Source organism: Acidovorax sp. SUPP1855, assembly GCF_030158955.1.
Classification (GTDB): Bacteria; Pseudomonadota; Gammaproteobacteria; order Burkholderiales; family Burkholderiaceae_C; genus Paracidovorax.
Genome location: NZ_BQXI01000032.1, coordinates 32,616 through 55,216, shown reverse-complemented (window position 1 = coordinate 55,216; position 22,601 = coordinate 32,616). Strand labels below are relative to the sequence as shown.

General features: G+C 68.6%; 22 protein-coding genes. 3 read left to right on the top strand and 19 right to left on the bottom strand.

Features of this window, described 5'->3' with window-relative positions; genetic code table 11:
• Positions 1-140: 140 nt before the first annotated feature.
• On the top strand, positions 141-1,241 hold the full coding sequence (locus AVMA1855_RS21955) for an ABC transporter substrate-binding protein (RefSeq protein WP_284427315.1): 1,101 nt from the start codon (positions 141-143) through the stop codon (positions 1,239-1,241).
• A gap of 190 nt (positions 1,242-1,431) precedes the next feature.
• Positions 1,432-2,541, top strand: coding sequence for an ABC transporter substrate-binding protein (locus AVMA1855_RS21950; RefSeq protein ID WP_284427310.1), 1,110 nt, complete (start codon positions 1,432-1,434; stop codon positions 2,539-2,541).
• 99 nt (positions 2,542-2,640) lie between these two features.
• Here the strand turns inward: AVMA1855_RS21950 and AVMA1855_RS21945 are convergent, their stop codons facing one another.
• From AVMA1855_RS21945 to AVMA1855_RS21890, 12 genes are all read right to left on the bottom strand, one after another.
• Positions 2,641-2,841 carry a hypothetical protein gene (locus AVMA1855_RS21945; protein ID WP_284397820.1) on the bottom strand — a complete coding sequence of 67 codons (201 nt, stop codon included), beginning with the start codon at positions 2,839-2,841 and terminating at the stop codon, positions 2,641-2,643.
• Between the two features lie 121 nt (positions 2,842-2,962).
• Positions 2,963-3,925 carry a porin gene (locus AVMA1855_RS21940; protein ID WP_272565303.1) on the bottom strand — a complete coding sequence of 321 codons (963 nt, stop codon included), beginning with the start codon at positions 3,923-3,925 and terminating at the stop codon, positions 2,963-2,965.
• A 242-nt stretch (positions 3,926-4,167) separates the two neighbouring features.
• Positions 4,168-5,826, bottom strand: a complete 1,659-nt coding sequence (locus AVMA1855_RS21935; protein WP_272565304.1) for an MFS transporter — start codon at positions 5,824-5,826, stop codon at positions 4,168-4,170.
• Positions 5,827-6,213: 387 nt separating this feature from the next.
• Positions 6,214-6,864 carry a 2-hydroxychromene-2-carboxylate isomerase gene (locus AVMA1855_RS21930; RefSeq protein ID WP_284427309.1) on the bottom strand — a complete coding sequence of 217 codons (651 nt, stop codon included), beginning with the start codon at positions 6,862-6,864 and terminating at the stop codon, positions 6,214-6,216.
• Entirely contained in the window at positions 6,861-7,136 is a 276-nt protein-coding gene (locus AVMA1855_RS21925) for a DUF1289 domain-containing protein (RefSeq protein ID WP_284427308.1), read from the bottom strand. The genes AVMA1855_RS21930 and AVMA1855_RS21925 overlap by 4 nt, the downstream gene beginning before the upstream one ends.
• A complete protein-coding gene (locus tag AVMA1855_RS21920) occupies positions 7,133-7,639 on the bottom strand; it encodes a YbaK/EbsC family protein (protein ID WP_284427307.1) in 507 nt (168 codons plus the stop codon). The genes AVMA1855_RS21925 and AVMA1855_RS21920 overlap by 4 nt, the downstream gene beginning before the upstream one ends.
• An 85-nt stretch (positions 7,640-7,724) precedes the next feature.
• Positions 7,725-9,134, bottom strand: coding sequence for a M20 family metallopeptidase (locus tag AVMA1855_RS21915; protein ID WP_284427306.1), 1,410 nt, complete (start codon positions 9,132-9,134; stop codon positions 7,725-7,727).
• Positions 9,135-9,189: 55 nt separating this feature from the next.
• Positions 9,190-10,041, bottom strand: a complete 852-nt coding sequence (locus AVMA1855_RS21910) for an ATP-binding cassette domain-containing protein (protein WP_284427305.1) — start codon at positions 10,039-10,041, stop codon at positions 9,190-9,192.
• Positions 10,038-11,024, bottom strand: coding sequence for an ABC transporter ATP-binding protein (locus AVMA1855_RS21905; RefSeq protein ID WP_284427304.1), 987 nt, complete (start codon positions 11,022-11,024; stop codon positions 10,038-10,040). The genes AVMA1855_RS21910 and AVMA1855_RS21905 overlap by 4 nt, the downstream gene beginning before the upstream one ends.
• A gap of 13 nt (positions 11,025-11,037) precedes the next feature.
• Entirely contained in the window at positions 11,038-11,955 is a 918-nt protein-coding gene (locus tag AVMA1855_RS21900; RefSeq protein ID WP_272565313.1) for an ABC transporter permease, read from the bottom strand.
• A 22-nt stretch (positions 11,956-11,977) separates the two neighbouring features.
• Positions 11,978-12,895: an ABC transporter permease gene (locus tag AVMA1855_RS21895; RefSeq protein ID WP_272550879.1), complete on the bottom strand. Its 918-nt coding sequence runs from the start codon at positions 12,893-12,895 to the stop codon at positions 11,978-11,980.
• A 46-nt stretch (positions 12,896-12,941) separates the two neighbouring features.
• The gene (locus AVMA1855_RS21890) at positions 12,942-14,423 is read right to left on the bottom strand and encodes an ABC transporter substrate-binding protein (RefSeq protein WP_272569814.1); all 1,482 of its coding nucleotides are present in this window, start codon (positions 14,421-14,423) and stop codon (positions 12,942-12,944) included.
• Between the two features lie 234 nt (positions 14,424-14,657).
• Here AVMA1855_RS21890 and AVMA1855_RS21885 point away from each other — a divergent pair, with 234 nt between their 5' ends.
• Positions 14,658-15,605 carry a LysR family transcriptional regulator gene (locus tag AVMA1855_RS21885; RefSeq protein WP_349817126.1) on the top strand — a complete coding sequence of 316 codons (948 nt, stop codon included), beginning with the start codon at positions 14,658-14,660 and terminating at the stop codon, positions 15,603-15,605.
• 30 nt (positions 15,606-15,635) lie between these two features.
• Here AVMA1855_RS21885 and AVMA1855_RS21880 read toward each other — a convergent pair whose 3' ends face one another.
• From AVMA1855_RS21880 to AVMA1855_RS21850, 7 genes are all read right to left on the bottom strand, one after another.
• Positions 15,636-16,550, bottom strand: coding sequence for a hydroxymethylglutaryl-CoA lyase (locus AVMA1855_RS21880; protein WP_284427303.1), 915 nt, complete (start codon positions 16,548-16,550; stop codon positions 15,636-15,638).
• A gap of 42 nt (positions 16,551-16,592) precedes the next feature.
• On the bottom strand, positions 16,593-17,513 hold the full coding sequence (locus AVMA1855_RS21875; protein WP_284427302.1) for a 2-hydroxyacid dehydrogenase: 921 nt from the start codon (positions 17,511-17,513) through the stop codon (positions 16,593-16,595).
• A 37-nt stretch (positions 17,514-17,550) separates the two neighbouring features.
• Positions 17,551-19,572 carry an acetyl-CoA carboxylase biotin carboxylase subunit gene (locus tag AVMA1855_RS21870; RefSeq protein WP_284427301.1) on the bottom strand — a complete coding sequence of 674 codons (2,022 nt, stop codon included), beginning with the start codon at positions 19,570-19,572 and terminating at the stop codon, positions 17,551-17,553.
• A 107-nt stretch (positions 19,573-19,679) separates the two neighbouring features.
• The gene (locus AVMA1855_RS21865) at positions 19,680-19,802 is read right to left on the bottom strand and encodes a hypothetical protein (protein ID WP_284427300.1); all 123 of its coding nucleotides are present in this window, start codon (positions 19,800-19,802) and stop codon (positions 19,680-19,682) included.
• Positions 19,803-20,522 (bottom strand): DUF4126 domain-containing protein, encoded by a 720-nt coding sequence (locus AVMA1855_RS21860; protein ID WP_284427299.1) that lies wholly within the window; start codon positions 20,520-20,522, stop codon positions 19,803-19,805.
• Positions 20,523-20,533: 11 nt separating this feature from the next.
• Positions 20,534-21,322 carry an enoyl-CoA hydratase/isomerase family protein gene (locus AVMA1855_RS21855; RefSeq protein ID WP_284427298.1) on the bottom strand — a complete coding sequence of 263 codons (789 nt, stop codon included), beginning with the start codon at positions 21,320-21,322 and terminating at the stop codon, positions 20,534-20,536.
• 79 nt (positions 21,323-21,401) lie between these two features.
• Entirely contained in the window at positions 21,402-22,565 is a 1,164-nt protein-coding gene (locus AVMA1855_RS21850) for a dienelactone hydrolase family protein (protein WP_284427297.1), read from the bottom strand.
• Positions 22,566-22,601 lie beyond the last annotated feature (36 nt).

The following is a 22,601-nucleotide window of genomic DNA, read 5'->3' as shown; positions in this document are numbered from 1 at the left end:
GCAACCGCCCGCGGCATGGAAAAGGCCTTCGACCCAGGGTGTTACCTATTGTCACGAATCGTCAACTTCGGCAAGGTGGCGCCCAGGCAGAGGGCTTTCCTCGGCAACCCCTCACGGATTGGAGACACACCATGGCATTCATGCGCAACACCGGCGCCGCACTGGTCCTGGCCGCCTTGCTGTCGGCGGCCCAGGCACAGATTCTCATCGGCCAGACCGCCGGATTTTCAGGGGCAGTGGCCTCGGGCGTGCAGGAGACGACCGAGGGCGCCAAGCTGTACCTGGACGCCGTCAACGGGCGGGGCGGGGTCCACGGCCAGAAGGTGGAGCTGGTCTCTCTGGATGACAAGTTCGATCCGCAGCTGTCCGTCGCCAATGCCCGCAAGCTGATCGAGGAGCAGAACGTCTCCGCCCTTTTCCTCACGCGCGGCACGCCCCACACCGAGGCCATCATTCCGCTGCTGGACAAGCACGGCGTGGCACTGGTCGGCCCCTCCACCGGCGCCATGGTGCTGCACAAGCCGGTGCGCAAGAACGTCTTCAACGTGCGCGCCACCTACCAGCGCGAAGCCGAAAAGGCGATCTCCCACCTGGTCTCCATGGGCATCACCCGGATCGCCGTGGTGCAGGCGGACGACAGCTTCGGGGCCGACGGCATGGTCGGCGCGCAAAAGGGGCTGGAAGCCGCCAAGCTCAAGGCCGTGCTGCAGGAGAAGTTCGACCGTTCCAAGCCGGACTTCGGCCCCATCGCGCCCAAGATCGTGCAGTCGCAGGCCCAGGCCGTGCTCATGATCGCCTCGGGCACCGCCGTGGCTGAAGGCTATGCGGCATTTCGCGCCGCCGGCTCGGGCGCGCAGATGGTCACGCTGTCCAACAACGCCTCCGCCGGCTTTGCCAAAAGCCTGGGCGCCAACGCCCGCGGTGTGATCGTCACCCAGGTGTTTCCCAACGAACGGGCCATGAACTTCCCCCTGGTGCGCGAGGCACAGGACCTCGCCAAGGCCCAGGGCAAGGAAATCAGCCCCGCCATGCTGGAAGGCTATGCCGCCGCGAAGGTCCTGGTGGAAGGCCTGCGCCGCGCCGGACCCAAGCCCTCCCGCGACCGCATCCAGGCGGCCCTGGAAGGGCTGCAGAAGTTCGACCTGGGCGGGCTGGAAATCAGCTACAGCCCAGAGGACCACACCGGCCTGGACTTCGCCGACCTGTCTATCATCGGAACCGACGGAAAGTTCCGCCGCTGAAGGCCCGGGCATCGTGCCCGAGCGGCCGCAATGGCCCAGCCCATCCGGGGGATATGAGGAAAGCCGCGGCCATCGCCTCGGCACAATCGCCGTACCTTTCGGTTACGTCCCTTCCTGAGAAGCGCCATCGCCGGACATGCCGGGGCCGGAGCGAGTCCGGCACGCCCCTCCATCCTTTGACCAGAGAGCTATGAGAACCCTTCAGAAAATCAGCGCGGGCGTGGCCCTGACGGCGCTGCTGTCGGCCGCGCAGGCGCAGATCCTCATCGGACAGACCGCTGGTTTTTCCGGCACGGTGGCCGCCGGGGTGCAGGAAACCACCGACGGCGCCAAGCTGTACCTGGACGCCATCAATGCGCGGGGCGGCATCCACGGGCAGAAAATCCAGCTCATCTCGCTGGACGATAAGCTCGACCCCCAGCTGGCCGCGGCCAATGCCCGCAAGCTGATCGAAGAGCAGAACGTCTCCGCCCTCTTCCTCACCCGGGGCACGCCGCCCACCGAAGCCGTCATCCCGCTGCTGGACAAGTACGGCGTGGCCCTGGTCGGCCCCTCCACCGGCGCCATGGTGCTGCACCGGCCCGTGCGCCGGAACGTCTTCAACGTGCGGGCGCCCTACCAGCGCGAGGCCGAGAAGGCCATCGCGCACCTGGTGTCCGTCGGCATCACCAAGATCGCCGTGGTCCATGCGGACGACAGCTTCGGCGCGGACGGCCTGGTCGGCGCACAAAAGGGGCTGGACGCCGCCAAGGTCAAGGCCGTGCTGGTGGAAAAGGTCGATCGCTCCAAGCCCGACTTCGCCGCCCTCGTGCCCAAGATCGCGCAGTCCCAGGCCCAGGCCGTGCTGATGATCGCCTCCAGCACCGCAGTGGCCGAAGGCTACGCGGCCCTGCGCGCCGCGGGCTCGACGGCGCAGATGGCCACCCTGTCCAACAATGCCTCCGCCGGTTTCGCCAAAAGCCTGGGCGCCAACGCCCGGGGGGTGATCGTCACCCAGGTGTTCCCCAGCGAGCGCGCCGTGAACCTGCCCCTGGTGAGCGAAGCGCAGGACCTCGCCAAGAGCCGGGGCAAGGAAGTCAGCCCGGCCATGCTGGAAGGTTTCGCGGCCGCCAAGGTGCTGGTGGAAGGCCTGCGCCGCGCCGGCCCCAAGCCCACCCGGGAGCGGATCCATGCGGCGCTGGAAGGCTTGCAGAAGCTCGACCTGGGCGGCCTGGAGGTGAGCTACGGCCCCGACGACCACACCGGGCTGGACTTTGCCGACCTGTCCATCCTCGGCGCGGACGGAAAATTCCGCCGCTGAGGGGCTGAAAACCTCGCTTTCGCCCCGCCAGCCCTCCGCGCTCGGCAAAAAGCCCGCATCAGCGGGCTTTTTCACGTCTGCATCGGGCAACCGCCTGCTTTAGGAAGCGCTGCTGGCTCCCGAGGCGGGCACGGCAGGTGCCGATGCGGGGCTGCTGGCCGCAGGGACCGCCGTTTCAGGCACGTGCACGGCATCGGCCCCGTGCTTTTCACCGCTCATGTCCACTTTGTCTCCGGCTTTCATGATGACGAAGAGCGACAGCGCTGCGAACAGAACGAAGCCCACGACAATTTTCCACATACCTATCTCCTTTTTAGTGAAACGAACGGCTGAAAAAAAGCCCCACACCCCTTTCGGGATGTGAGGCTCGGATCGTCTGGAACGCGGGTTGGCAGCCGGGGCCGCCGACCCGCGTCAACCATCAGAATGCGTGGCGAACGCCCACGGCCACGGAGCTGAAGTCAGCGCCGGCGATGCCCGTCATGTAAGCGGCGTTGCGGCTGTTGTTCACCTTCGTGTAGTAGCCGTACACCTTGGTGCGCTTGCTCAGGTTGTAGTTGTAGCCCAGCGTGTATTGCGTAGCGGCGCTGTCAGCCACGTTCTTGTACTTGCCGGCACGGCCCACGTTCACGTGGAATTCCGAAGCGCCCATCAGGTAGGCACCCGACAGACGGAACGTGTTGCGCTTGCCGCCGTTCAGAACGTATGCGTCTTCGTCACGTTGGTAGTAGCCGCCGAACATGAACGAACCCATCGTGTACAGGCCGCGCAGTGCGAACTGGTTCACGTCGCCTTGCTTGCTGTAGCCAGCGCCCAGGGCCAGAGCGCCCAGGTTGTAGTTGGCAGCCAGGTCATAGGCGTTCTTCACGCCGACGGCTTGCTCGTGCAGTGCCACGGCGCCTTCGACGGTCAGGCCGCCGAAATCGGGCGTGCGGTAGGAAATCTTGTTGGCATCGGGCATCACGTAGGCGTAGAACGCGTCGGACGACGAACCGGTGTCATGGTTGTGCAGGCTGACGTAGTCGGCCGTGGCGTAGTAGGACTCAGCCGTGAAGCGGCCCAGACGCAGGGCGCCGAAACCACCCGACAGGTTCACTTCGCTTTGACGGGCGAAGAAGCCACGTGCATCGGAAGAACCGGTGTCGGAAGCGAAGCCGCTTTCCAGTTGGAAGCCAGCCTTCAGGCCACCGCCGAGGTCTTCAACGCCCTTGAAGCCGAAACGCGAAGCGTTGTTGAACAGACCGGTGGTCTTGGTGTCGCCCACTTCTTGGCGTTCCACCGTGGTGTTCACACGGCCATACAGCGTGACGCTGCTTTGGGCGAAGGCAGCGGTGCTACCCAGGAGAGCCAGCACAGCCAGTGCCAAACGATTCGTCTTTTGCATGTGATTTCCTTGAATGCTTTTATCCGTCAGATGGTGTGGTAGGCACTGCAGAGCGGGTGGCCGCCGGGCGTTGGTGCAACTACTTACGAAATTCTAGGGGGTGGCGCCTCAATACCACCCCCAAAAGTCATTTTCATAACAGCCTTGATGCATCGCCACCACACTTTGGCGTTTTTTGCCAACACATGCAGCCCTTTTCCGCACTGCGGGCTCCCGATTCACGGGAGCCCGGGCGGTTCCCATCAGTCGTTGGCGTAGATGTCCACGTCCTTGGTTTCGCGGATGAACAGCGTGCCGATCACCGCCGTGGCGCCCGCGATGATGATGGGGTACCACAGGCCGTTGTACATGTTGCCGGTCTGCGCCACGATGGCGAACGAGGTGGTGGGCAACAGGCCGCCGAACCAGCCGTTGCCGATGTGGTACGGCAGGCTCATCGACGTGTAGCGGATGCGGGTGGGGAACATTTCCACCAGCATGGCAGCGATGGGGCCGTACACCATGGTCACCAGCAGCACGAGGTAGGTCAGCAGGACGACCATCATCACCTTGTTCATCTTGGCGGGGTCGGCCTTGGTGGGGTAGCCATCGGCCTTGAGGGTGTCGGCCACGGCCTTCTTGAACTCCGCGTCCTTGACCTTGACCTGGTCGGCGGGCAGGCCCTTGGCGCTGTAGCTCGGGATGGTGGTGGCACCGATCTTGATCACGGCGGGCGTGCCGGCCGGTGCGACTTCGTTGTCATAGCTCACCGAACCGGCGGCCAGCACCTGCTTGGCGATGTCGCACGAACTCGTGAACTTGGACGTGCCCGTGGGGTTGAACTGGAACGAGCACTCGGCCGGGTCGGCCACGATCACCACCTTGTTCTTGGCCTGCGCGGCGGCGAGATCGGGGTTGGCGGCTTCGGTCAGGGCCTTGAACACCGGGAAGTACGTCAGCACGGCGAGCACGCAGCCCAGCATGATGATGGGCTTGCGGCCGATCTTGTCCGACAGCGTGCCGAACACGATGAAGAACGGCGTGCCGATCAGCAGCGCGGCGGCGATCATCAGGTTGGCCGTGACGGCATCCACCTTCAGCTGCTGCGTGAGGAAGAACAGCGCATAGAACTGCCCCGTGTACCAGACCACGGCCTGGCCGGCGGTCAGGCCGATCAGCGCGAGGATCACGATCTTGAGGTTCTTCCACTCGCCGAACGACTCGGCCAGCGGCGCCTTGGACGTCTTGCCTTCGGCCTTCATCTTCTGGAAGGCGGGCGATTCCGACAGCGACAGCCGGATCCACACCGAAATGCCCAGCAGCAGGATGGACACCAGGAACGGAATGCGCCAGCCCCAATCGCCGAACTCCTGCTCGCCCATCACGGTGCGGGTCCCCAGGATGACCAGCAGCGACAGGAACAGGCCCAGCGTGGCGGTGGTCTGGATCCACGAGGTGTAGGCGCCGCGCTTGCCTTGCGGCGCGTGCTCGGCCACATAGGTGGCGGCCCCGCCGTACTCGCCGCCGAGGGCCAGGCCCTGCAGCATGCGCAGCGCGATCAGGATCACCGGCGCGGCCACGCCGATGCTGGCGTAGGTCGGCAGGATGCCCACGATGAACGTGGACAGGCCCATGATCAGGATGGTGACGAGAAAGGTGTACTTGCGCCCGATCATGTCGCCCAGGCGCCCGAACACCAGCGCGCCGAAGGGCCGCACGATGAACCCGGCCGCGAAGGCCAGCAGCGCGAAGATGAAGGCCGAGCCCGCATCCAGCCCGCTGAAGAACTGCTTGGCGATGATGGCCGCGAGCGAGCCGTACAGGTAGAAGTCATACCACTCGAACACGGTGCCCAGCGACGAGGCGAAGATGACTTTTCTTTCTTCCGGCGACATGGGCCGGGATGCAACATTGGTAGCCATGGTGCTTGTCTCCATTGGTGGTCGGATGGATGCGGAAATGCACGGTGCGATGGGGTTTCCGGGCACTCGTCGCAGCCTGGACCGCAATATCGGACGTGCATCTGACCAAACACTGACAAGCGCCAGGCGCCCCACGCCGCCCCGGACTGACAGCCACCTGACAAACCCCGGGCCAACCCTGTGCCCGCATTTCTCGATGCGGTAAATCGGGGGTAAAACTGCGGTGCAGCTCACCGAACGGGCCACGGAGGCACCAACGACGCACCGCCGCGCCGCGGGAAAACCCTGCCAGGGACTAACCCTGAAAGGGCGGAGATGTCGGGGGAATCGGCCGCGTCAGCGCGATCAAGCGGGCCGACTCGGTGCCTGCCACCGGGTTCGGCGGGATCAGGCGGCGGCGGGCGGCAAGCCGGAGGGCAGCGCTTCGGCACGGTCCCATGCGGGGCCGTCGAACCAGGGGTCGCCGCTCAGGCAGGCCCGCAGCATGGGCAGGCTGTCCAGCCCCCAGAACAGGCGGCCTTCCACCTCGAAAGCCGGCACGCCGAACACGCCACGCTGCGCCGCCGCGTCGGTGTTGGCGCGCAGCAGGGCCTTGGCGGCAGCGCCTGCGGGGTCCGGGCGCACCTGTTGCGCGAGCGTCTCGGCCAGCGCCTGCAGACGCGCGGGGTCGTTGGCATCGTGCCCGCCCAGCCACAAGTGGCGCAGCACGGTGCCAGCCACGAAGCGGTTGATGGCGCCGTCCTCGCTGCAGGCCAGTGACTGGCGCAGCAGCGGCAGCGGGTTGAACGGGTGCTGGGCCGGCATGGCCAAGCCCGTGCCGAGCGAATGGCCCAGCCATTCGGCATGGCGGTACGTCCACAGCCGCTTGGCCGGAATGCCCGCCGGGCCCGGGTTGCCGTGGCGCTGCAGCAGCGCGCCCAGCAGAACGGGGCGGTACTCGACGCTGTAGCTCAGTCCTTCCAGGGCCTGCGGCAACTGCTCGAACGCCAGCCAGGCATAGGGCGAGACGAAGTCCAGGTAGAAGGTGATGTGCTTCACGGCAGGTCCGGAAAAGGGGATGGCGGGGGAAACTCGAAACCCGCGCGCTGCGCGAGGCGGGCCCAGATCGCGCGGCGTTCGACGTCATCAGCGCCCGACCATGCGCGGATCTCGTCCAGCGTGCGAAAGCAGCCGTCGCAGTAGGTGCCGTCGGCCGACAGGCGGCACACCGAGATGCAGGGCGAGGGCACGCCGTCCGTGCTGTCCTCGCCGAAATAGCCTCCCGCGCTCAGCAGCATCGCGCGGTTGGCGATCGATTCGGTCGCACTCATGGTTCGATCGGCGCTTGCACCACATCGACCACGGGCGCGCTGGTGAGCTTTTCCAGGTCCTGCGGGCGCAGCGCGAACACGCTGTGCGGGTGGCCGGCCGCGGCCCAGATCTCCTCGAAGCGGAACAGTTCGCGGTCGATCAGCGTGACCGGCGGCGTGGCGTGGCCCACGGGGGACACGCCGCCGATCAAGAAGCCCGTGCGCGCCTTGACGAACTCGGCATCGGCGCGGCCGATATTGCCGACGTGGGCCTCGACCTTCTTCTCATCCACGCGCCGGTCGCCCGAGGTGACGACCAGCACGGCCGCATCGTCGCTTTTGCGCCGGAAGATGATGCTCTTGGCCACCTGGCCGACCAGGATGCCCAGGCCATCGGCCGCCTGCTGGGCGGTGCGCGCCGCATCGTCGAGCATGCGCGGCATGTGCGGATGGCCCAGCGACTGCAGCGTGGCGGCCACGCGCTGGACGCCTTCGGGAAGGGGAATGAGTTCGGCTGCGCACATGGGATCTCTCAAGGCCGGAAGGCCGGTGGTCCAAAGCGTTGATCTTAGCGATGGCCGCCGGGGCGCGCAGCCTCTCGGGGGACCTTCAAGCCTCCGCGCGCTCCTGGTGCACGCCGGGCCCCTGCTCCGCCAGATCCCAGAACAGGCCGGCCATGATCTGCAGCGATTCGCGCGTAACGTCAGCCAGGATGTGCTCGTTGGGCGCGTGCTGCGAGCAGGCCGGGTACGAGTGCGGCACCCACAGCGTGGGCAGGCCCAGGGTCTCGGAGAACACGTCGTTGGGCAGCGAGCCGCCCAGGTTGGGCAGCAGCGCCGGGCGCCGGCCGGTGGATCGCTCGATGGAGGCCAGGCCCCAGCGCACCCAGGCATCGTCCGGATCCAGCCGGGTGGCGGCCATGTGCACGTCGGTGCCTCGCACTTCCACGTCGGTGAAGCCGCGGGCCCGCAGATGCTCGCGGATGTGGTCCAGGAACGCCGTGGGGTCGGAGCCCACCACGTAGCGCATGTGGCAGTGCGCGCGCGCCTCGGCGGGAATGGCATGCACCGGCATGGCCGGGTTGCCGGTGGTGAAGGCCAGCACCTCCAGACTGTTCCAGCCGATCACGCGCTCGGACGGGGTCAGGCCGGGCTCGCCCCAGTCCAGGTCGATCTCAGGGTCGTCCGGGCCGCCGCCCACGTCGATGTCGCGCAGCGCCTCGCGCACGCTGGCGGGCAGCTCGGTGGGACGCAGGCCCGGCACCTGGATGCGGCCGCGCTCGTCCACCAGGCTGGCGATGGCATGCGCCAGCCGGATGCCCGGGTTGCGCAGCAGGCCGCCCCAGTTGCCCGAGTGGTGGCCGCCGTCGCGCAGCTTCACGTGCAGGTCGAAGTTGAAGACACCGCGCGAGCCCAGGAACAGGGTAGCGCGCGAGGCGGACACCCGGGGTCCGTCTGAGGCGATGAAGAGGTCGGCCGCGAGCGCATCGCGCTCGTTCGCGCACACCGCGTTCAGGCCCGGCGAGCCGTCCTCCTCGCCCATCTCCAGGATGATCTTGACGTTGTAGCCCAGGCGGCCGCTGCGCACCGCCAGCACCTGCTCCAGCGCGGTGAGGTTGATGGTGTGCTGGCCCTTGTTGTCGGCCGTGCCGCGGCCATACCAGCGGTTGCCCTCCACCACGATATCCCACGGTTTGAGGCCCGCGCGCCATTGCGCGTCGTAGCCGCGCACCACGTCGCCATGGCCGTAGGTCAGCAGCGTGAAGGCCGCGCCCTCCTCGGCACGCTCGGCCAGCAGGAAGGGGCTCTTGCCCGGCACCGGGTTGTCCACCACACGGCAGGCAAAGCCCAGCGCCTGCAGCTGCGGCACCATCTCCTCGGTCAGGTAGGCGTGCAGGATGGGGCCGCTGGCGGCGTCCTGGCTTTCAGTGCGGAAGGCGACCCGGCGCGCCAGCGTCTGCTGAAAGCGCCCGTCATCGAAGCAGGCCAGCGTCTGGGCAATGGCTTGGTCACGGCTCATGGGAAAGGTCCTCGGGTGGGGTGGGTGGAGTGAATGGAAGGTGCATATAGGCTGCTCAGGCCAGGGCCGCACGCTCGATGTCGGGAATGCCCAGGCCCGGCTCGGGCGTGAGCGCGGAGGCCAGCAGCCTGCGGGTATAGGCGTGTTCGGGCCGGGCGAAGATCTGCTCGCGCGTGCCCAGTTCCACGATGGCGCCGCGGTACATCACGGCCACGCGGTCCACCAGGTGCTCGACCACGCCCAGGTCGTGGCTGATGAACAGGTAGGTCAGGCCGAACTCGGCCTTCAGGTCGAGCAGCAGGTTCAGGATCTGCGCCTGCACCGACACGTCGAGCGCCGAGGTCGGCTCGTCGCATATCAGGATGTCGGGCCGCAGCACCAGCGCCCGCGCGATGGCCACGCGCTGGCGCTGCCCGCCCGACAGCTGGTTGGGGTACTGCGCATGGGTGCGCTCGGGCATGCCGACCAGATCGAGCATCTCGCGCACGCGCCGGCGCTGCTCCACGGCCGTGCCCACCTGGTGCAGGCGCAGCGGCACGCCGACGATGTCGGCCACGGTGCGGCGCGGGTTGAGCGACGAGTACGGGTCCTGGAAGATGGGCTGGATGCGCCGCGCCAGCGCGCGGCGCTGGCGCGGATCGATCTCCTTGCCATCGACCAGCACGCTGCCCGAGCTGGGCGGCAGCAGGCCCAGCAGCATCTTGGCGAGCGTGCTCTTGCCGCAGCCGGATTCGCCGACCAGGCCCAGCGTTTCGCCCTTGCGAACGCGCAGCGAGACATCGTTCACCGCGTGGATCTCGCCGGGCGCGCGGAACAGTCCGCGCTTCAGGCGGAAGCTGCGGTGCAGCGCGCACAGCTCCAGCGCGATGTCGCTGCCGGGTGCGGGGGGGAGGGATGAAGGGGTCATGCGGCCTCCGCCAGGGGATGGGCATGCACGCAGCGGACCGCGTGGTGGGCATTCACCGCCACATAGGGCGGCGTGTGCGCACACGCGGCTTGCACGTGCGCGCAGCGGTTGGAAAAAGCGCAGCCCTGCACGGTGCCGACGAGACTGGGCACCACGCCGGGAATGGCCTGCAGCCGGCTGCCCGGCAGCGTCTTGCCGCGCACGGGAATGCAATTGAGCAGGCCCTGCGTGTAGGGGTGCGTGGGGCGCGCGAACAACTCGCCCACCGGCGCGGTTTCGATCACCTCGCCCGCATACATCACCGCCACGCGGTCGGCGATGCGCGCCACCACGCCCAGATCGTGGGTGATGAAGACCACGGCCGTGCCGAACTCCTGCTGCAGCTCGCGCAGCAGCCGCAGGATCTGCGCCTGGATGGTCACGTCCAGCGCCGTCGTGGGCTCGTCGGCAATGATGAGGTCGGGCTCGCACATCAGCGCCATGGCGATCATCACGCGCTGGCGCAGGCCGCCCGAGAGCTGGTGCGGGTACTGGCGCAGGCGCTCGGGCGCCTGCGGCACGCCCGCTCGCTCCAGCAGGTACACGGCCCGCTCGCGCGCCTGGGCCATGCTCACCTTGCGGTGCGCGCGCAGCGCCTCGCACAGCTGGTCGCCCAGCGTGTACGACGGGTTGAGCGAGGTCATCGGCTCCTGGAAGATCATCGCCATGCGGGCACCGCGCAGCGCCGCCATGCCGCGCTCGGGCAGGCCCTGCAGCTCGGCACCGTCGAAGCGGATGTGGTCGGCCGTGCGCACCGCCTTGCGCGGCAGCAGGCCCATGAGCGCGAGCGAGGTCATGGACTTGCCGCAGCCCGATTCGCCCACCAGGCACAGCAGTTCGCCGCGGTTCACGTGGAAATCGATGCCGCGCACCGCATGCAGCATGCCGCGCTCGGTGGGCAGGTCCACGCGCAGGTTCTTCACGTCCAGCAAAGGGGTGGTCATGGGTCTTTGCCTTTCAGTTCCGGCCATCGGGGGCCGTGAGATCGCGGATGCCGTCGCCCACCAAATTGATGGCCAGCACCAGCACCGCCAGCACCACGCCGGGGATCAGGATCACCCAGGGCTGGAAGAACATGTAGGCCTTGCCCTCGGCCACCATCAGGCCCCACGACGGGGTGGGCGGCTGCACGCCCAGGCCCAGGAACGACAGGGTCGATTCGAGCAGGATGGCGTGCGCCATCTCCAGCGTGGCGACCACGGTGAGTGCGCTCATCAGGTTGGGCAGCAGCTCGCGCACCAGGATGTACGGCGTGGAGGCGCCCAGCGCCTTGGCCGCCGCGATGAACTCGGCATCGCGCAGCTGCTGCGTGGCCGAGCGGGTCACGATGGCGAAGCGGTCCCACAGCAGCAGGCCCAGCAGCACGATCACCACCTGCAGCGAGCCGCCCACGAGCGAGGCCATGGCCAGCGCCACCAGCACCACCGGCATGGCCAGGCGCGTGGTGATGATGTAGCTGATGACCGCATCCACCCGGCCGCCGAAGTAGCCGGCCAGCACGCCCAGCGTGGTGCCGATGGCCCCGGCGATGAGCGCCGTGACCACGCCGATCAGCAGCGACACGCGGGCGCCGTAGATGAGCCGGCTCAGGTAGTCGCGGCCGAGCTTGTCGGTGCCCAGCACGTGCTCCCAGCTGCCCTTGGCGTGCCAGACGGGCGGAATGAGGCGCTGGGTCACGTCCTGCGCGTAGGGATCGTGCGGGCTGATCCAGGGGGCGAGCAGCGCGGCCACCAGGGCCAGCACGAGCACGATGGCGCCGAGCACCAGGCCGCGCTGGCCCAGCACGCGGCGCAGCCAGCGGCGCCAGGCCGGTGGCGACGGCAGGGCCAGGGTGGCCGCCGCGCCGGGAGAGGAAAGGGTGGTGGAAGCGTTCATGGCAATCTCCGGTGCGGAGGCTTCAGCGGGTGCGCATGCGCGGGTCGAGCGCGGCGTTGAGCACGTCGGCCAGGAAGGTGAGCGCGATGTAGAACACCGCGATGATCAGCACCACGGCCTGCACCACGGGGTAGTCGTTGCGCGCGATGGAGTCCCAGGCGAGCTGCCCCAGTCCCTGCATGGAATACACCGACTCGATCACCACCGAGCCGCCGAGCATGAAGCCCAGCTCCACCGCGGCCAGCGCCACCACCGGAATGATGGCGTTGCGCAGCGCGTGCTTGAACACCACGCGCGAGCGGCTCAGGCCCTTGGCGCGCGCGGTGCGGATGTAGTCCGCGCCCAGCACGTCCAGCATGCCGGCCCGCGTGAGCCGCATCATGGCCGGCATGGCGTAGTAGCCCAGCGCCACCGCCGGCAGCACGAAATGCTGCCAGCTCGTGTTGCCCGCCACGGGCAGCCACTTCAGGCCCACGGCGAACAGCAGCACCAGCGTGAGCGCGAACCAGAAGGTCGGCATGGCCTGGCCCACCACCGCCACCATCAATGCCAGGCGGTCGATCCACGTGTCGCGGTAGAGCGCGGCCAGCACGCCCAGTGGAATGGCCACGGCCACGGCCAGCAGCAGCGCCACGCCGCCGAGCTTGAGCGTGATGGGCAGGCGCTCGCCGACCAGCTCCATGACGGTGTTCTGGAAATAGAACGACCGCCCGAAATCCAGCCGCGCCGCCGCGCCCAGCCAGTCGAAGAACTGCTCCACGATGGGGCGGTCCAGGCCGTACTGCACGCGGATCTTCTCCACGTCGGCGGCGCTCGATTCCGGCCCCGCGATGGCGGTGGCCAAGTCGCCCGACAGGTGCAGCAGCATGAAGCTGACGACCGCCACGGTCAGCATGACGCTCAGCGCCACCAGCAGGCGGCGAAAGATGTAGATCAGCATGGCAGGGGCCCGCGAGGGTGTGGGAGGGACACGAACGCCGGGGCCGTCACTTCCAGCTGGCCTGGAAGAAGCGCGGCAGCTCGTCGGGCTGGGCCTCGAACTTCAGGTCCGAGGTGAACGCGTAGTTGGTCGAGTACGAGAACAGCGGCGCCCACATGGCCTGGGTGGAGATGCGCTGCAGCGCCTGGGCGTACTTGGCCTTGCGCTCGGCCTTGTCCACCGTGGCGTCGGCCGTCTGCATCAGCGCGATGACCTGCGGGTCCTTGGCGGTGTCGTCCGGGCCGCCCTTGAAGAAGTTGCCCACGAAGGCCGAGGCGTCGTTGATCGAGAACGATCCCCAGGCCTGGAAGGTGAGCGGCGCACGGCCGGCGCGCAACTCGGTGCGCAGGGCCGGGTACTGCACGAAGTGCAGCCGCGCGCGGATGCCGACCTTGCGCAGGTCGCCGATCATCGCCTCGGCGTACTCGCGCTCGCGGTAGGCCCACAGCGCGGTGTCGAAGCCGTTGGGGTAGCCCGCCTCGGCCAGCAGCGCCTTGGCCTTGGCCGGGTTGTATTCGTACTGCTGCACCTTGCTGGTGTCGCAGCCGAACTGCGTGCGAAAGCACGGCGCATACACCGGCTGGCTGCCGCCGCGCACCAGGCTGTCGGCCAGCCCCTTGCGGTTGATGGCGTAGTTGAGCGCCTGGCGCACGCGGGGGTCCTTGAAGGGCGCGGCCTCGGGCGTGGTGCCGTTGTTGTTGATGGAGATGAAACCCACGCGCATGGTCTCGCCGCTCAGCACCGAGAGGTTGGGCGCGGCCTTCAGCGAATCGGCCTGGTCGGCCGGCACGCGCCAGATCCAGTCCACCGCGCCGGTCATCAGCTGGGCCATGCGGGCTTCCGGGTCGCGGATGACGGTGAACTTCACGGTGCCGATCTTGGGCTGGCCCGCGGGGCTGTCCTTGAAGTAGGCGGTGTTCTTCACCATCGTCACGCCCTGCCCCGGCACCACGCTGGTGATCTTGTAGGGGCCGCTGCCCACCGGCGCCTTGCTGAAACCTTCCAGCCCCACCTTGGTGAAATAGGCTGCGGGGTAGATGGGCGTGGGGCCGGCCAGGTATTCCAGCGCCGCGGGGAACGGCGTCTTGAGGTGGATGCGCACCTCGTAGTCGCTCACCTTGTCCACGCCCTTGATCCAGTCGGTGTTCTGGCGCGTGGCGATCTTGGCGTCGGGGCCGGTCACCACGTTGAAGGTGTAGGCCACATCGTCGGCGGTGAACTTGTCGCCGTTGTGGAAGGTGACGCCCTGGCGCAGCGTGACCAGCAGCGCGGTGGGCGACTCCCACTTCCAGGCGGTGGCGAGCTGCGGCTTGAGTTCGCCCGTCTTCGTGTCGCGGTAGAGCAGCGTGTCCCACGCCATGGCCGCGAGCACGACGCCCTCGCGCATGTTGTTGTGGTACGGGCTCACGTTCTCGACCTCGTTGTCCGACGCGTAGGTCAGCGTGTCGTTGGCCTTGCCGGCGTGCGCACCGGCCCCGAAAACCATCATGCCCAGTGCCAGACAGCCCCGGCGCACCCAGTGGGTGAATAAATGCCCCATTGCGAACTCCTTCATCGTGATGAAACAGGAAACACAGTGAACGGGAGCAAGAATGGGACCTCGGAGGCGTTTCCGCCATTACCGAATATCGCGGCGAGCGATCTCAAAAAGGCAATGCTCCCGCCGCATTGCGCCTATGCTCGAGGGATTGCCGCAGTGCACCACGCCCCGTCGCCCACCGCCATGAAACGCTCGCAGATCGTCGCCCGCCAGTTGCAGGACACGGCCCTGCGCTACTTCCTGGAGGTGGTACTGTGCGGCTCGATCAGCGAGGCCTCGCAGCGGCTGAACGTGGCGGGCTCGGCCATCAGCCGCCACATCGCGCACCTGGAAGACCTCCTGGGCGCGACGCTGTTCGACCGCCACGCGCGCGGCATGGTGCCCAGCGCGGCGGGCGAGCTGCTGGCGGTGCACGCGCAGAAGTCCGCGCACGACGCGGAGCGCGTGGTGCATGAAATGCAGGCGCTGCAGGGCATGGAGCGCGGGCGGGTGCGACTGGCCTCGTCGGAGGGCTTCGCGCTGGAATTCCTGCCCCGGCTCATCAGCGATTTCCGGCGGCGGCACCCGGGCATCCAGTTCCACCTGGGGGTGTTTCCGCCGGCCGAAAGCACGCGGCGCGTGCTGCTGGGCGATGCGGACATCGGCATCACCATGAGCCGCAGCGCCGAAAAGGACATCCGCATCGAGCTGCTGCAGCCCTCGCCCGTGCTGGCCGTGGTGCAGCGCGGCCATCCGCTGACGCGCTTTCAGCAGGTCAGCCTGTCGCAGCTGCAGAACTACCCCGTGGCGCTGCCCGAAATGGACACCACCGTGCGGCAGCTGTTCGACATCGCGTGCAGCCGCCAGAAGGTGCAGATCGACCCCGTGCTCACCAGCAACTACATCGCCAGCCTGTTCGGGTTCGTCAAGCACGAGCCCGAGGGCGTGTCCATCTCGGGCGAGATCACTATGCGCTACCAGATCGAGCGCGAGGAGATGGCCTGCGTGCGCCTGCGCGACCGCGGGCTGGACCTGCGCAACATCGAGGTGCAGACGCTGATGGGCCGCACGCTGTCACGCGCGGCGCAATCGTTTCTCGCGCACCTCAAGGAGCAACTGCAGAACGTGGCCGCGCCGCTGCCTGGCGGCTGACCGCACCCAGCGCCCAGGCCCTGCGCGGCCTCAGCCCAGGCGCTTGGTCAGCAATGCCTTGGCGGCGCGCGAGTTGGACGACCGGCCCAGGAAGTCGCTGATGTACGCGCCCGCATCGATGAGCGCGTCCAGATCGATGCCCGTGTCGATGCCCATGCCGTGCAGCATGTAGACCACGTCTTCGGTCGCCACGTTGCCCGTGGCGCCCTTGGCGTAGGGGCACCCGCCCAGGCCGGCCACCGACGTGTCGTACTGCCACACGCCCATCTCCAGCGAGGCCAGCGTGTTGGCCAGCGCCTGCCCGTAGGTGTCGTGGAAGTGGCCCGACACCGCGTCGATGCCGTAGTGCTGTAAGGTGGCCTCCATGGCGCGCTGCACCTTGCGCGGCGTGCCCACGCCGATGGTGTCGGCCACGCCCACGTGCTGCACACCGATCTGCTTCATCAGGCCCGCCAGGTACGCCACGCGCTCGGGCGCCACCTCGCCCTCGTAGGGGCAGCCCACGGTGCAGCTCATGGCGCCCCGCACGGCAATGCCCGCCGCGCGCGCCGCCTCGACCACCGGCGCGAAGCGCTCGATGCTCTCGGCGATGCTGCAGTTGATGTTCTTCTGGCTGAACGCCTCGCTGGCCGAGCCGAAGACGACGATCTCGTCGGGCCGCGTCGGCACGGCGGCCTCGTAGCCCTTGAGGTTGGGGGTGAGCACCGAATAGCGCACGCCGGGCTGGCGCTCGATGCCCGCCATCACCTCCACGTTGTCCGCCATTTGGGGCACCCACTTGGGCGAGACGAAACTGGTCACCTCGATCTCCGTCAGCCCGGCCGCCTGCAGGCGGTGCACGAGACCGATCTTGACCGCGGCGGGCACGGGAGACTTTTCGTTCTGAAGGCCGTCGCGCGGGCCGACATCGACGAGTTTGACGCGGGAAGGAATGCTGCTGCTCATGGGGAAATCCTGCGGTAAAGAATGCGGGGCGGTGCCCGAGGCCTAGTAGCCGCGCCGGGGGTCCACGATGCCGGCCACCGGCTCGCCGCGCTGCATGGCGGCGATCTTGCGCGCGATCTGGGCGATGATTTCTTCGCGCAGCGTGCGGGCGGAGGTGTGGGGCGTGGTCGTGATGCGGGGGTGCGTGCGCAGCGGATGGTCGGCGGGCAGCGGCTCGGTGCGGAACACGTCGAGCGTGGCCCCGGCCAGGTGGCCGGCGTCGATGAGGGCGATCAGGTCGTCTTCGACCAGGTGCGCGCCCCGCGCCACATTGACGACATAGCCGCCCGGCTGCAGGCGCGAGAGCGTGTCGCGGTTCATGATGTCCTGCGTGTCGGGCGTGAGCGGCAGCAGGTTCACCAGCACGCGGCTGGCAGCCAGGAAGCTGTCGAAACCCTCCGCGCCATGAAAGGTCCGCAAGCCCTCCACGGCCTTGGGCGAGCGGCTCCAGCCGTTCACCGGGAACTCGAAGTGCGCCAGCGCCTTCGCCACCCGCTCGCCCAGTACCCCCAGGCCCATGACGCCGACGGAGAAGTCGCTGCGCAGGCGCGGCCGGCGGTAGGCCCAGCCCCCGGCGCGCATGTCGGCCTCGTAGGCCTCGAACTCGCGGAAGTGGCGCACCACCGCGTGGCACACGTATTCGGCCATCTGCACGGCCATGCCGGCATCGTCCAGCCGCACCACCTGCGCGCCGGGCGGCAGGCGCAGGGCCAGCAGCGCATCCACGCCCGCGCCGATGTTGAAGAGCGCCCGGATGCCGGCCTGCTCGTCCATGAACTGCTGGGGCGGCGCCCAGACCACGGCGAAATCGGCCGGGGGGGCGCCCGGTTGCCAGACGGTGATGTGCGCCCCGGGCAGCGCGGCCTGCAGGCCCTGCAGCCAGGGCTCGGCCTTGGTGTGCGTACAGCAGAAGGTGATGTTCATGGCGCAAGAGCGTATCGCGGCTGCGGATGGCGCGCTGTCACGCGGGCGAGAGCTTGAGCAGCTCGGCGCCTTCGGTCACCTGGTCGCCAGGCGCATAGAGCAGCTCCTGCACCGTGCCGTCCACGGGCGCGGCGATGGTGTGCTCCATCTTCATGGCCTCCATCACGGCCAGGGCCTGGCCCTTGGTCACGGCATCGCCCGCTTTCACGGCGAACGACACCACCTTGCCGGGCATGGGCGCGGTCAGGCGCCCGCCTTCGGACTGGGCCTCGCCCGCATGGGCCAGCAAATCGATGGCGACGATCTGCGTGGCGCCGCGCGGGGTGAAGACGTGGTCGGCCTCGCCCTGGGCATGCACCACGGCGCGCGTGCGCTGGCCGGCGAAGTGCAGGTCCAGGCCTTCGCCATCGGCGGTGAAGGCCAGCGACCCCGCCACCGCGGCATCGCCCTCGCCCACCGCCAGCTCCATCGCGCCGCCCGCGGCGTAGGTGAGCCAGGCATTGGCGGGCTGGCCGCCGAACTCGAACGCGAACCGCCGGCGCGTCACGCCGTGCGATTGCCAGCCGTCGCGGCGGCTGAACGGGTCGGCCCCCTCGGTGGCACGCTCGCGCTGCAGCGTCCGCGCCACCGCCGCCGCCGCGGCCAGCGGCAGGCCCACCGGCTCCTGGTGGAACAACACGGCCTGCTCGCGCGGGATCAGCGCCGTGTCCAGATCGGCCTGCACGAACGAATCGGTGCGGGCCACGCGGCGCAGGAACTGCACGTTGGTGGACAGGCCCACGATGCGGGTCTGCGCCAGCGCCTCGTCGAGCCGGGCCAGGGCCTGCTCACGCGTGTCGCCGTGCACGATGAGCTTGGCGATCATCGAGTCGTAGAAGGGGCTGATGGCATCGCCCTCGCGCACGCCGTCATCGATGCGCACACCGCCGCTGCCCAGGGGCGCGCGCTCGAAGCTGGTGGCCGCGGGCTTGCGGTACACCTGCAGCGTGCCGGTGGCGGGCAGGAACTGGTTGTCGGGGTTCTCGGCGCAGATGCGCGCCTCGATGGCATGGCCGCCGATGCGCAACTGGTCCTGCGCCAGCGGCAACGGCTCGCCGCAGGCCACGCGCAATTGCCACTCCACCAGGTCCTGGCCGGTAATGGCCTCGGTCACCGGGTGCTCCACCTGCAGGCGGGTGTTCATCTCCATGAAGAAGAAGTCCATGGACCCATCAGCCCGCTGCTCCACGATGAATTCCACCGTGCCCGCGCCCACGTAGTTCACCGCGCGGGCGGCGGCCACGGCGGCATTGCCCATCTCGGCGCGCATGGCCGGGGTCATGCCGGGGGCCGGGGCCTCTTCCAGCACCTTCTGGTGGCGCCGCTGCACCGAGCAGTCGCGCTCGAACAGGTACACGCAGTTGCCCAGGGTGTCGCCGAACACCTGGATTTCGATGTGGCGCGGGCGCTGCACGTATTTTTCGATGAGCACCGCGTCGTCGCCGAAGCTGTTGATGGCCTCGCGCTGGCACGACGCCAGGGCGGCGGCAAAGTCTTCCGACCGGTCCACCGCGCGCATGCCCTTGCCGCCGCCACCCGCGCTGGCCTTGATGAGCACGGGGTAGCCGATGCGGTCGGCCTCGCGCTGCAGCAGCGCGGGGTCCTGGTCGGCCCCGTGGTAACCGGGCACCAGGGGCACGCCGGCCTTTTCCATGAGCTGCTTGGACTCGGCCTTCAGGCCCATGGCCTGGATGGCGGACGGGGGCGGGCCGATGAACACCAGACCGGCATCCGCACAGGCCTGGGCGAACTCCTCGTTCTCCGACAGGAAGCCGTAGCCGGGGTGCACGGCCTGCGCGCCCGTGGCCCGGGCCGCGTCGATGATGCGCTGCCACTGCAGGTAGCTTTCCTTGGGCGAGCTGCCGCCGATGTGCACGGCCTCGTCGCATGCGGCGACGTGCTTGGCGCCGGCGTCGGCATCGGAATACACGGCCACGGTCTTCACGCCGAGCCGGCGGGCGGTCGCGGCCACACGGCAGGCGATTTCACCGCGGTTGGCAATCAGGATCTTCTTAAACATAAGCCACCTCCGCGGTGAAACCGCCTGCGCACGCTGCGCGTGCCACGCCATTTACCGAAACGGCTGCGATGCAACCGCTTTCACCGCGGTTGGCAATCAGGATCTTCTTAAACATAGGCCACCTCTGCGGCGAAACCGCCTGCGCACGCTGCGCGTGCCACGCCATTGGACGAAACGGCTGCGATGCGGCCGTTTTCACCGCGGTTGGCCATCAGGATTTTGGAGAACATTCAAACCACCTTCGCAGGACCGGAAAAGAGAGACGACACGCGCCGCAGCACGGCACGCAGGAATTTGAAAAGCACGATCAGCAGCAGCGCCGACAGCACCAGCATCACGACCAGCGCAATGCCGAACAGCACCGGGTGCTGCGTGGCCATCCACACGACGGCCACCACCAGGCCGTCCTCGAAGAACGACAGCAGCCAGTTGGAGAACGGCTCGGGCGAGGTGTTGGCCGCGGCGCGCGTGGTCATCTTGGTGGCCAGGGCCGTGGCCGAGAGCGAGCCGCCCAGCAGCCCCGCGACGAGGCCCATGGTGGCGTTGTCGGCGCCGAATACGCCCGCGGCCAGCAGCGCGCCGCCGGGAATGCGGATGACGGTGTGCACCGCATCCCAGGCGCTGTCCAGCCAGGGCACCTTGTCGGCGAAGAACTCCACGCACAGCAGCAGCCCGCTCACGGTGAGGACGGCCGGGTGCTGCAGCACGTGCAGCCCGGCAGGCAACGGCAGCCAGCCACCCGCACCCATGAGCCCCACGATGAAGACCACCGCATAGAGCCGGAAGCCGCTGGCCCAGCCGAGCGCAGCGGCCAGCGCCAGCAGGCCCGGCAGGTCCATCGCCGAAGTGGCCTGGGCCGCGCCGGCCGCCACGTCGCGGGCGGTGCCGGGGTCCACGTGCAGCCCTACGGCGTGGAGCCACTGAACGATGTGCAGCCAGAGCGCGTCCATGCCGTCCCCGGTCAGCCCGGCCCCACCAGCCAGGACGGCTTGCGCTTTTGCAGGAAGGCCTGCACGCCCTCGCGGCCCTCGTCGCTGGCGCGGATGTCGGCAATGCCCTGCACCGTGGCGGCGATGAGCGCGGCATCGATGTCGCGGCCGGCCACGTCCTGCACCAGCCGCTTGCAGGCGCGCACCGCGGCCGGGCTGGCGCCGGTGAGCGCCTTGAGCCAGGCATCCACCGTGTCGTCGAGCTGCTCGAACTCCACCACCGCATGCACGAAGCCCAGGTGCAGCGCCTCGGCCGCACCGAAGCGCTCGGCGGTCAGGAAATAGCGGTGGGCGGCGCGCGCGCCCATGGCGCGAATCACATAGGGGCTGATGGTCGCCGGGATGAGCCCCAGCTTCACCTCCGACAGGCAAAAGCCCGCCGTATCGACGGCCACCGCCATGTCGCAGGCCGCCACCAGGCCCATGCCGCCGGCATACACGTCGCCCTGCACGCGGGCGATGGTGGGCTTGGGGCATTCGTAGATCGTGCGCAGCATCTCGGCCAGCGCGCCGGCGTCGGCCACGTTCTCCTCGCGCGTGTAGTCGGCCATGCGGCGCATCCAGTTCAGGTCGGCACCGGCACAAAAGGCCGTGCCCTGCGCGGCCAGGACCACGGCACGCACGCCGTCGCGGCTGCCTGCCTGCGCGAAGGCGTCGGTGAGCGCGGCAATGGTTTCGTCGTTGAAGGCGTTGCGCAGATCGGGCTGCGCCAGCGTGATGCGCGCCACGGCGCCGTCATAGGCTGTCTGGACGGAGTTCATGGGTGGGTTCCTCGGTGCTCTGCAGAAAAAGGCGAACGCGAATGCGGCCGGATGCGTGCGGCGGGCGAATGTGCGGGCCTCATGGTGCGTCCCAGACAACGTGGTCGTCCACGGCATACAGGTGGCAGGTGGCCGCCTTGGCGTTTTCGTTGCAGCGGGCCACCGCCGCGGCCATGGCATCGGCCCGGCCGTAGTAGTAGGCCCAGGCGCCGCTGGGCGCGATGGCGTAGGCCCGCGGCCACGGCGCCGCGAGAAACTTGCGGTAGCCCTCGCGCGCCGCATCGCGCACGTAGGGGATGGCCGACGCATCGGCCACGGGGTAGGCGTCGGTGGCCCGGGGCACGGCGCTGTCGTGCGGCATCGGAATGTGCGTCACCGGCCGGGACGGCAGGCCCAGGCCGGCCAGGAAGCGCTCCACCTCCGGCAGCCAGATCGGCACGCCGCTTTGCGAGGCGAACAGCCGGTGCGAATCGGTTCCGAACCGGCCGTACGCCACCAGCTGCGCCCGCCCACCGGACGCCACGTAGCGGGCATACATGTCGCGGTACAGCGAGGTGGGCCAGTACGAATCGTTGTCGCCGTAGAACCACAGCGACGGCAGGCGCGTGCCCTGGCCGTAGGCACCGAAGGCGCTGGCCAGGTTGTTTTCCCAGCCGGGGCATTGCTCCTGCCGCAGCCCGCCGGCGAAATTGATGAGCCCGCGCACGCCGGGCGGGTTCAGCGTGCCGAGCGCCAGGGTGGTCAGGCCGCCGTGCGACTGGCCGACGACCACGATGCGCTGGCTGTCCGCGTCCGGCAGGCGGCGCACGTAGGCCAGCGCGGCCTGCACGTCCTCGGCTTGGTTGCGGCCATTGCCTTCCACGTTGCAGCCGCTGCCCAGGTAGGCGCCCGTGGACCGCGAGAAGCCCTGGCGCATCGGAATCACCACGAGGTAGCCACGCTCCACGAACACGCGCGCGGCCGCCAGGTAGCGCGCACGCTCCTGCAGGCGCGGATTGCCGTTGGCCTTGCCGTGGTTGATCACGACGACGGGAAACGGCCCCGTGCCCGCCGGGCGGTACACGGTGGTTTCCAGCTCGGTGGCCAGCAGCCCTTCGCCCTTGGGCACCATCACGATCTGCTCGCGCAGCGTGGCATCCAGCGTGGGCGGTGTGGACGGCGCCAGTTGCGCCAGGGCGGGCAAGGCGCCCAGCAGCAGCGCGCAGCGCAGCAGCCAGGCCAGGGCGTGTCGGCGAAGGGTCATGACAGGACCTGCGGCGAAAGTTTTCGGGGGATGGTC

What these genes read in the sequence shown, in the direction of transcription:
- AVMA1855_RS21885 (WP_349817126.1), top strand. Translation starts at nt 14,658, where the DNA reads ATGAAACGCTCGCAGATCGTCGCCCGCCAGTTGCAGGACACGGCCCTG.
- AVMA1855_RS21915 (WP_284427306.1), bottom strand. Translation starts at nt 9,134, where the DNA reads ATGAGCCGTGACCAAGCCATTGCCCAGACGCTGGCCTGCTTCGATGAC.
- AVMA1855_RS21850 (WP_284427297.1), bottom strand. Translation starts at nt 22,565, where the DNA reads ATGACCCTTCGCCGACACGCCCTGGCCTGGCTGCTGCGCTGCGCGCTG.
- AVMA1855_RS21900 (WP_272565313.1), bottom strand. Translation starts at nt 11,955, where the DNA reads ATGAACGCTTCCACCACCCTTTCCTCTCCCGGCGCGGCGGCCACCCTG.
- AVMA1855_RS21945 (WP_284397820.1), bottom strand. Translation starts at nt 2,841, where the DNA reads ATGTGGAAAATTGTCGTGGGCTTCGTTCTGTTCGCAGCGCTGTCGCTC.
- AVMA1855_RS21895 (WP_272550879.1), bottom strand. Translation starts at nt 12,895, where the DNA reads ATGCTGATCTACATCTTTCGCCGCCTGCTGGTGGCGCTGAGCGTCATG.
- AVMA1855_RS21865 (WP_284427300.1), bottom strand. Translation starts at nt 19,802, where the DNA reads ATGTTCTCCAAAATCCTGATGGCCAACCGCGGTGAAAACGGCCGCATC.
- AVMA1855_RS21890 (WP_272569814.1), bottom strand. Translation starts at nt 14,423, where the DNA reads ATGATGGTTTTCGGGGCCGGTGCGCACGCCGGCAAGGCCAACGACACG.
- AVMA1855_RS21880 (WP_284427303.1), bottom strand. Translation starts at nt 16,550, where the DNA reads ATGAGCAGCAGCATTCCTTCCCGCGTCAAACTCGTCGATGTCGGCCCG.
- AVMA1855_RS21920 (WP_284427307.1), bottom strand. Translation starts at nt 7,639, where the DNA reads ATGTGCGCAGCCGAACTCATTCCCCTTCCCGAAGGCGTCCAGCGCGTG.
- AVMA1855_RS21870 (WP_284427301.1), bottom strand. Translation starts at nt 19,572, where the DNA reads ATGTTTAAGAAGATCCTGATTGCCAACCGCGGTGAAATCGCCTGCCGT.
- AVMA1855_RS21860 (WP_284427299.1), bottom strand. Translation starts at nt 20,522, where the DNA reads ATGGACGCGCTCTGGCTGCACATCGTTCAGTGGCTCCACGCCGTAGGG.
- AVMA1855_RS21910 (WP_284427305.1), bottom strand. Translation starts at nt 10,041, where the DNA reads ATGACCCCTTCATCCCTCCCCCCCGCACCCGGCAGCGACATCGCGCTG.
- AVMA1855_RS21925 (WP_284427308.1), bottom strand. Translation starts at nt 7,136, where the DNA reads ATGAGTGCGACCGAATCGATCGCCAACCGCGCGATGCTGCTGAGCGCG.
- AVMA1855_RS21940 (WP_272565303.1), bottom strand. Translation starts at nt 3,925, where the DNA reads ATGCAAAAGACGAATCGTTTGGCACTGGCTGTGCTGGCTCTCCTGGGT.
- AVMA1855_RS21950 (WP_284427310.1), top strand. Translation starts at nt 1,432, where the DNA reads ATGAGAACCCTTCAGAAAATCAGCGCGGGCGTGGCCCTGACGGCGCTG.
- AVMA1855_RS21955 (WP_284427315.1), top strand. Translation starts at nt 141, where the DNA reads ATGCGCAACACCGGCGCCGCACTGGTCCTGGCCGCCTTGCTGTCGGCG.
- AVMA1855_RS21875 (WP_284427302.1), bottom strand. Translation starts at nt 17,513, where the DNA reads ATGAACATCACCTTCTGCTGTACGCACACCAAGGCCGAGCCCTGGCTG.
- AVMA1855_RS21855 (WP_284427298.1), bottom strand. Translation starts at nt 21,322, where the DNA reads ATGAACTCCGTCCAGACAGCCTATGACGGCGCCGTGGCGCGCATCACG.
- AVMA1855_RS21935 (WP_272565304.1), bottom strand. Translation starts at nt 5,826, where the DNA reads ATGGCTACCAATGTTGCATCCCGGCCCATGTCGCCGGAAGAAAGAAAA.
- AVMA1855_RS21905 (WP_284427304.1), bottom strand. Translation starts at nt 11,024, where the DNA reads ATGACCACCCCTTTGCTGGACGTGAAGAACCTGCGCGTGGACCTGCCC.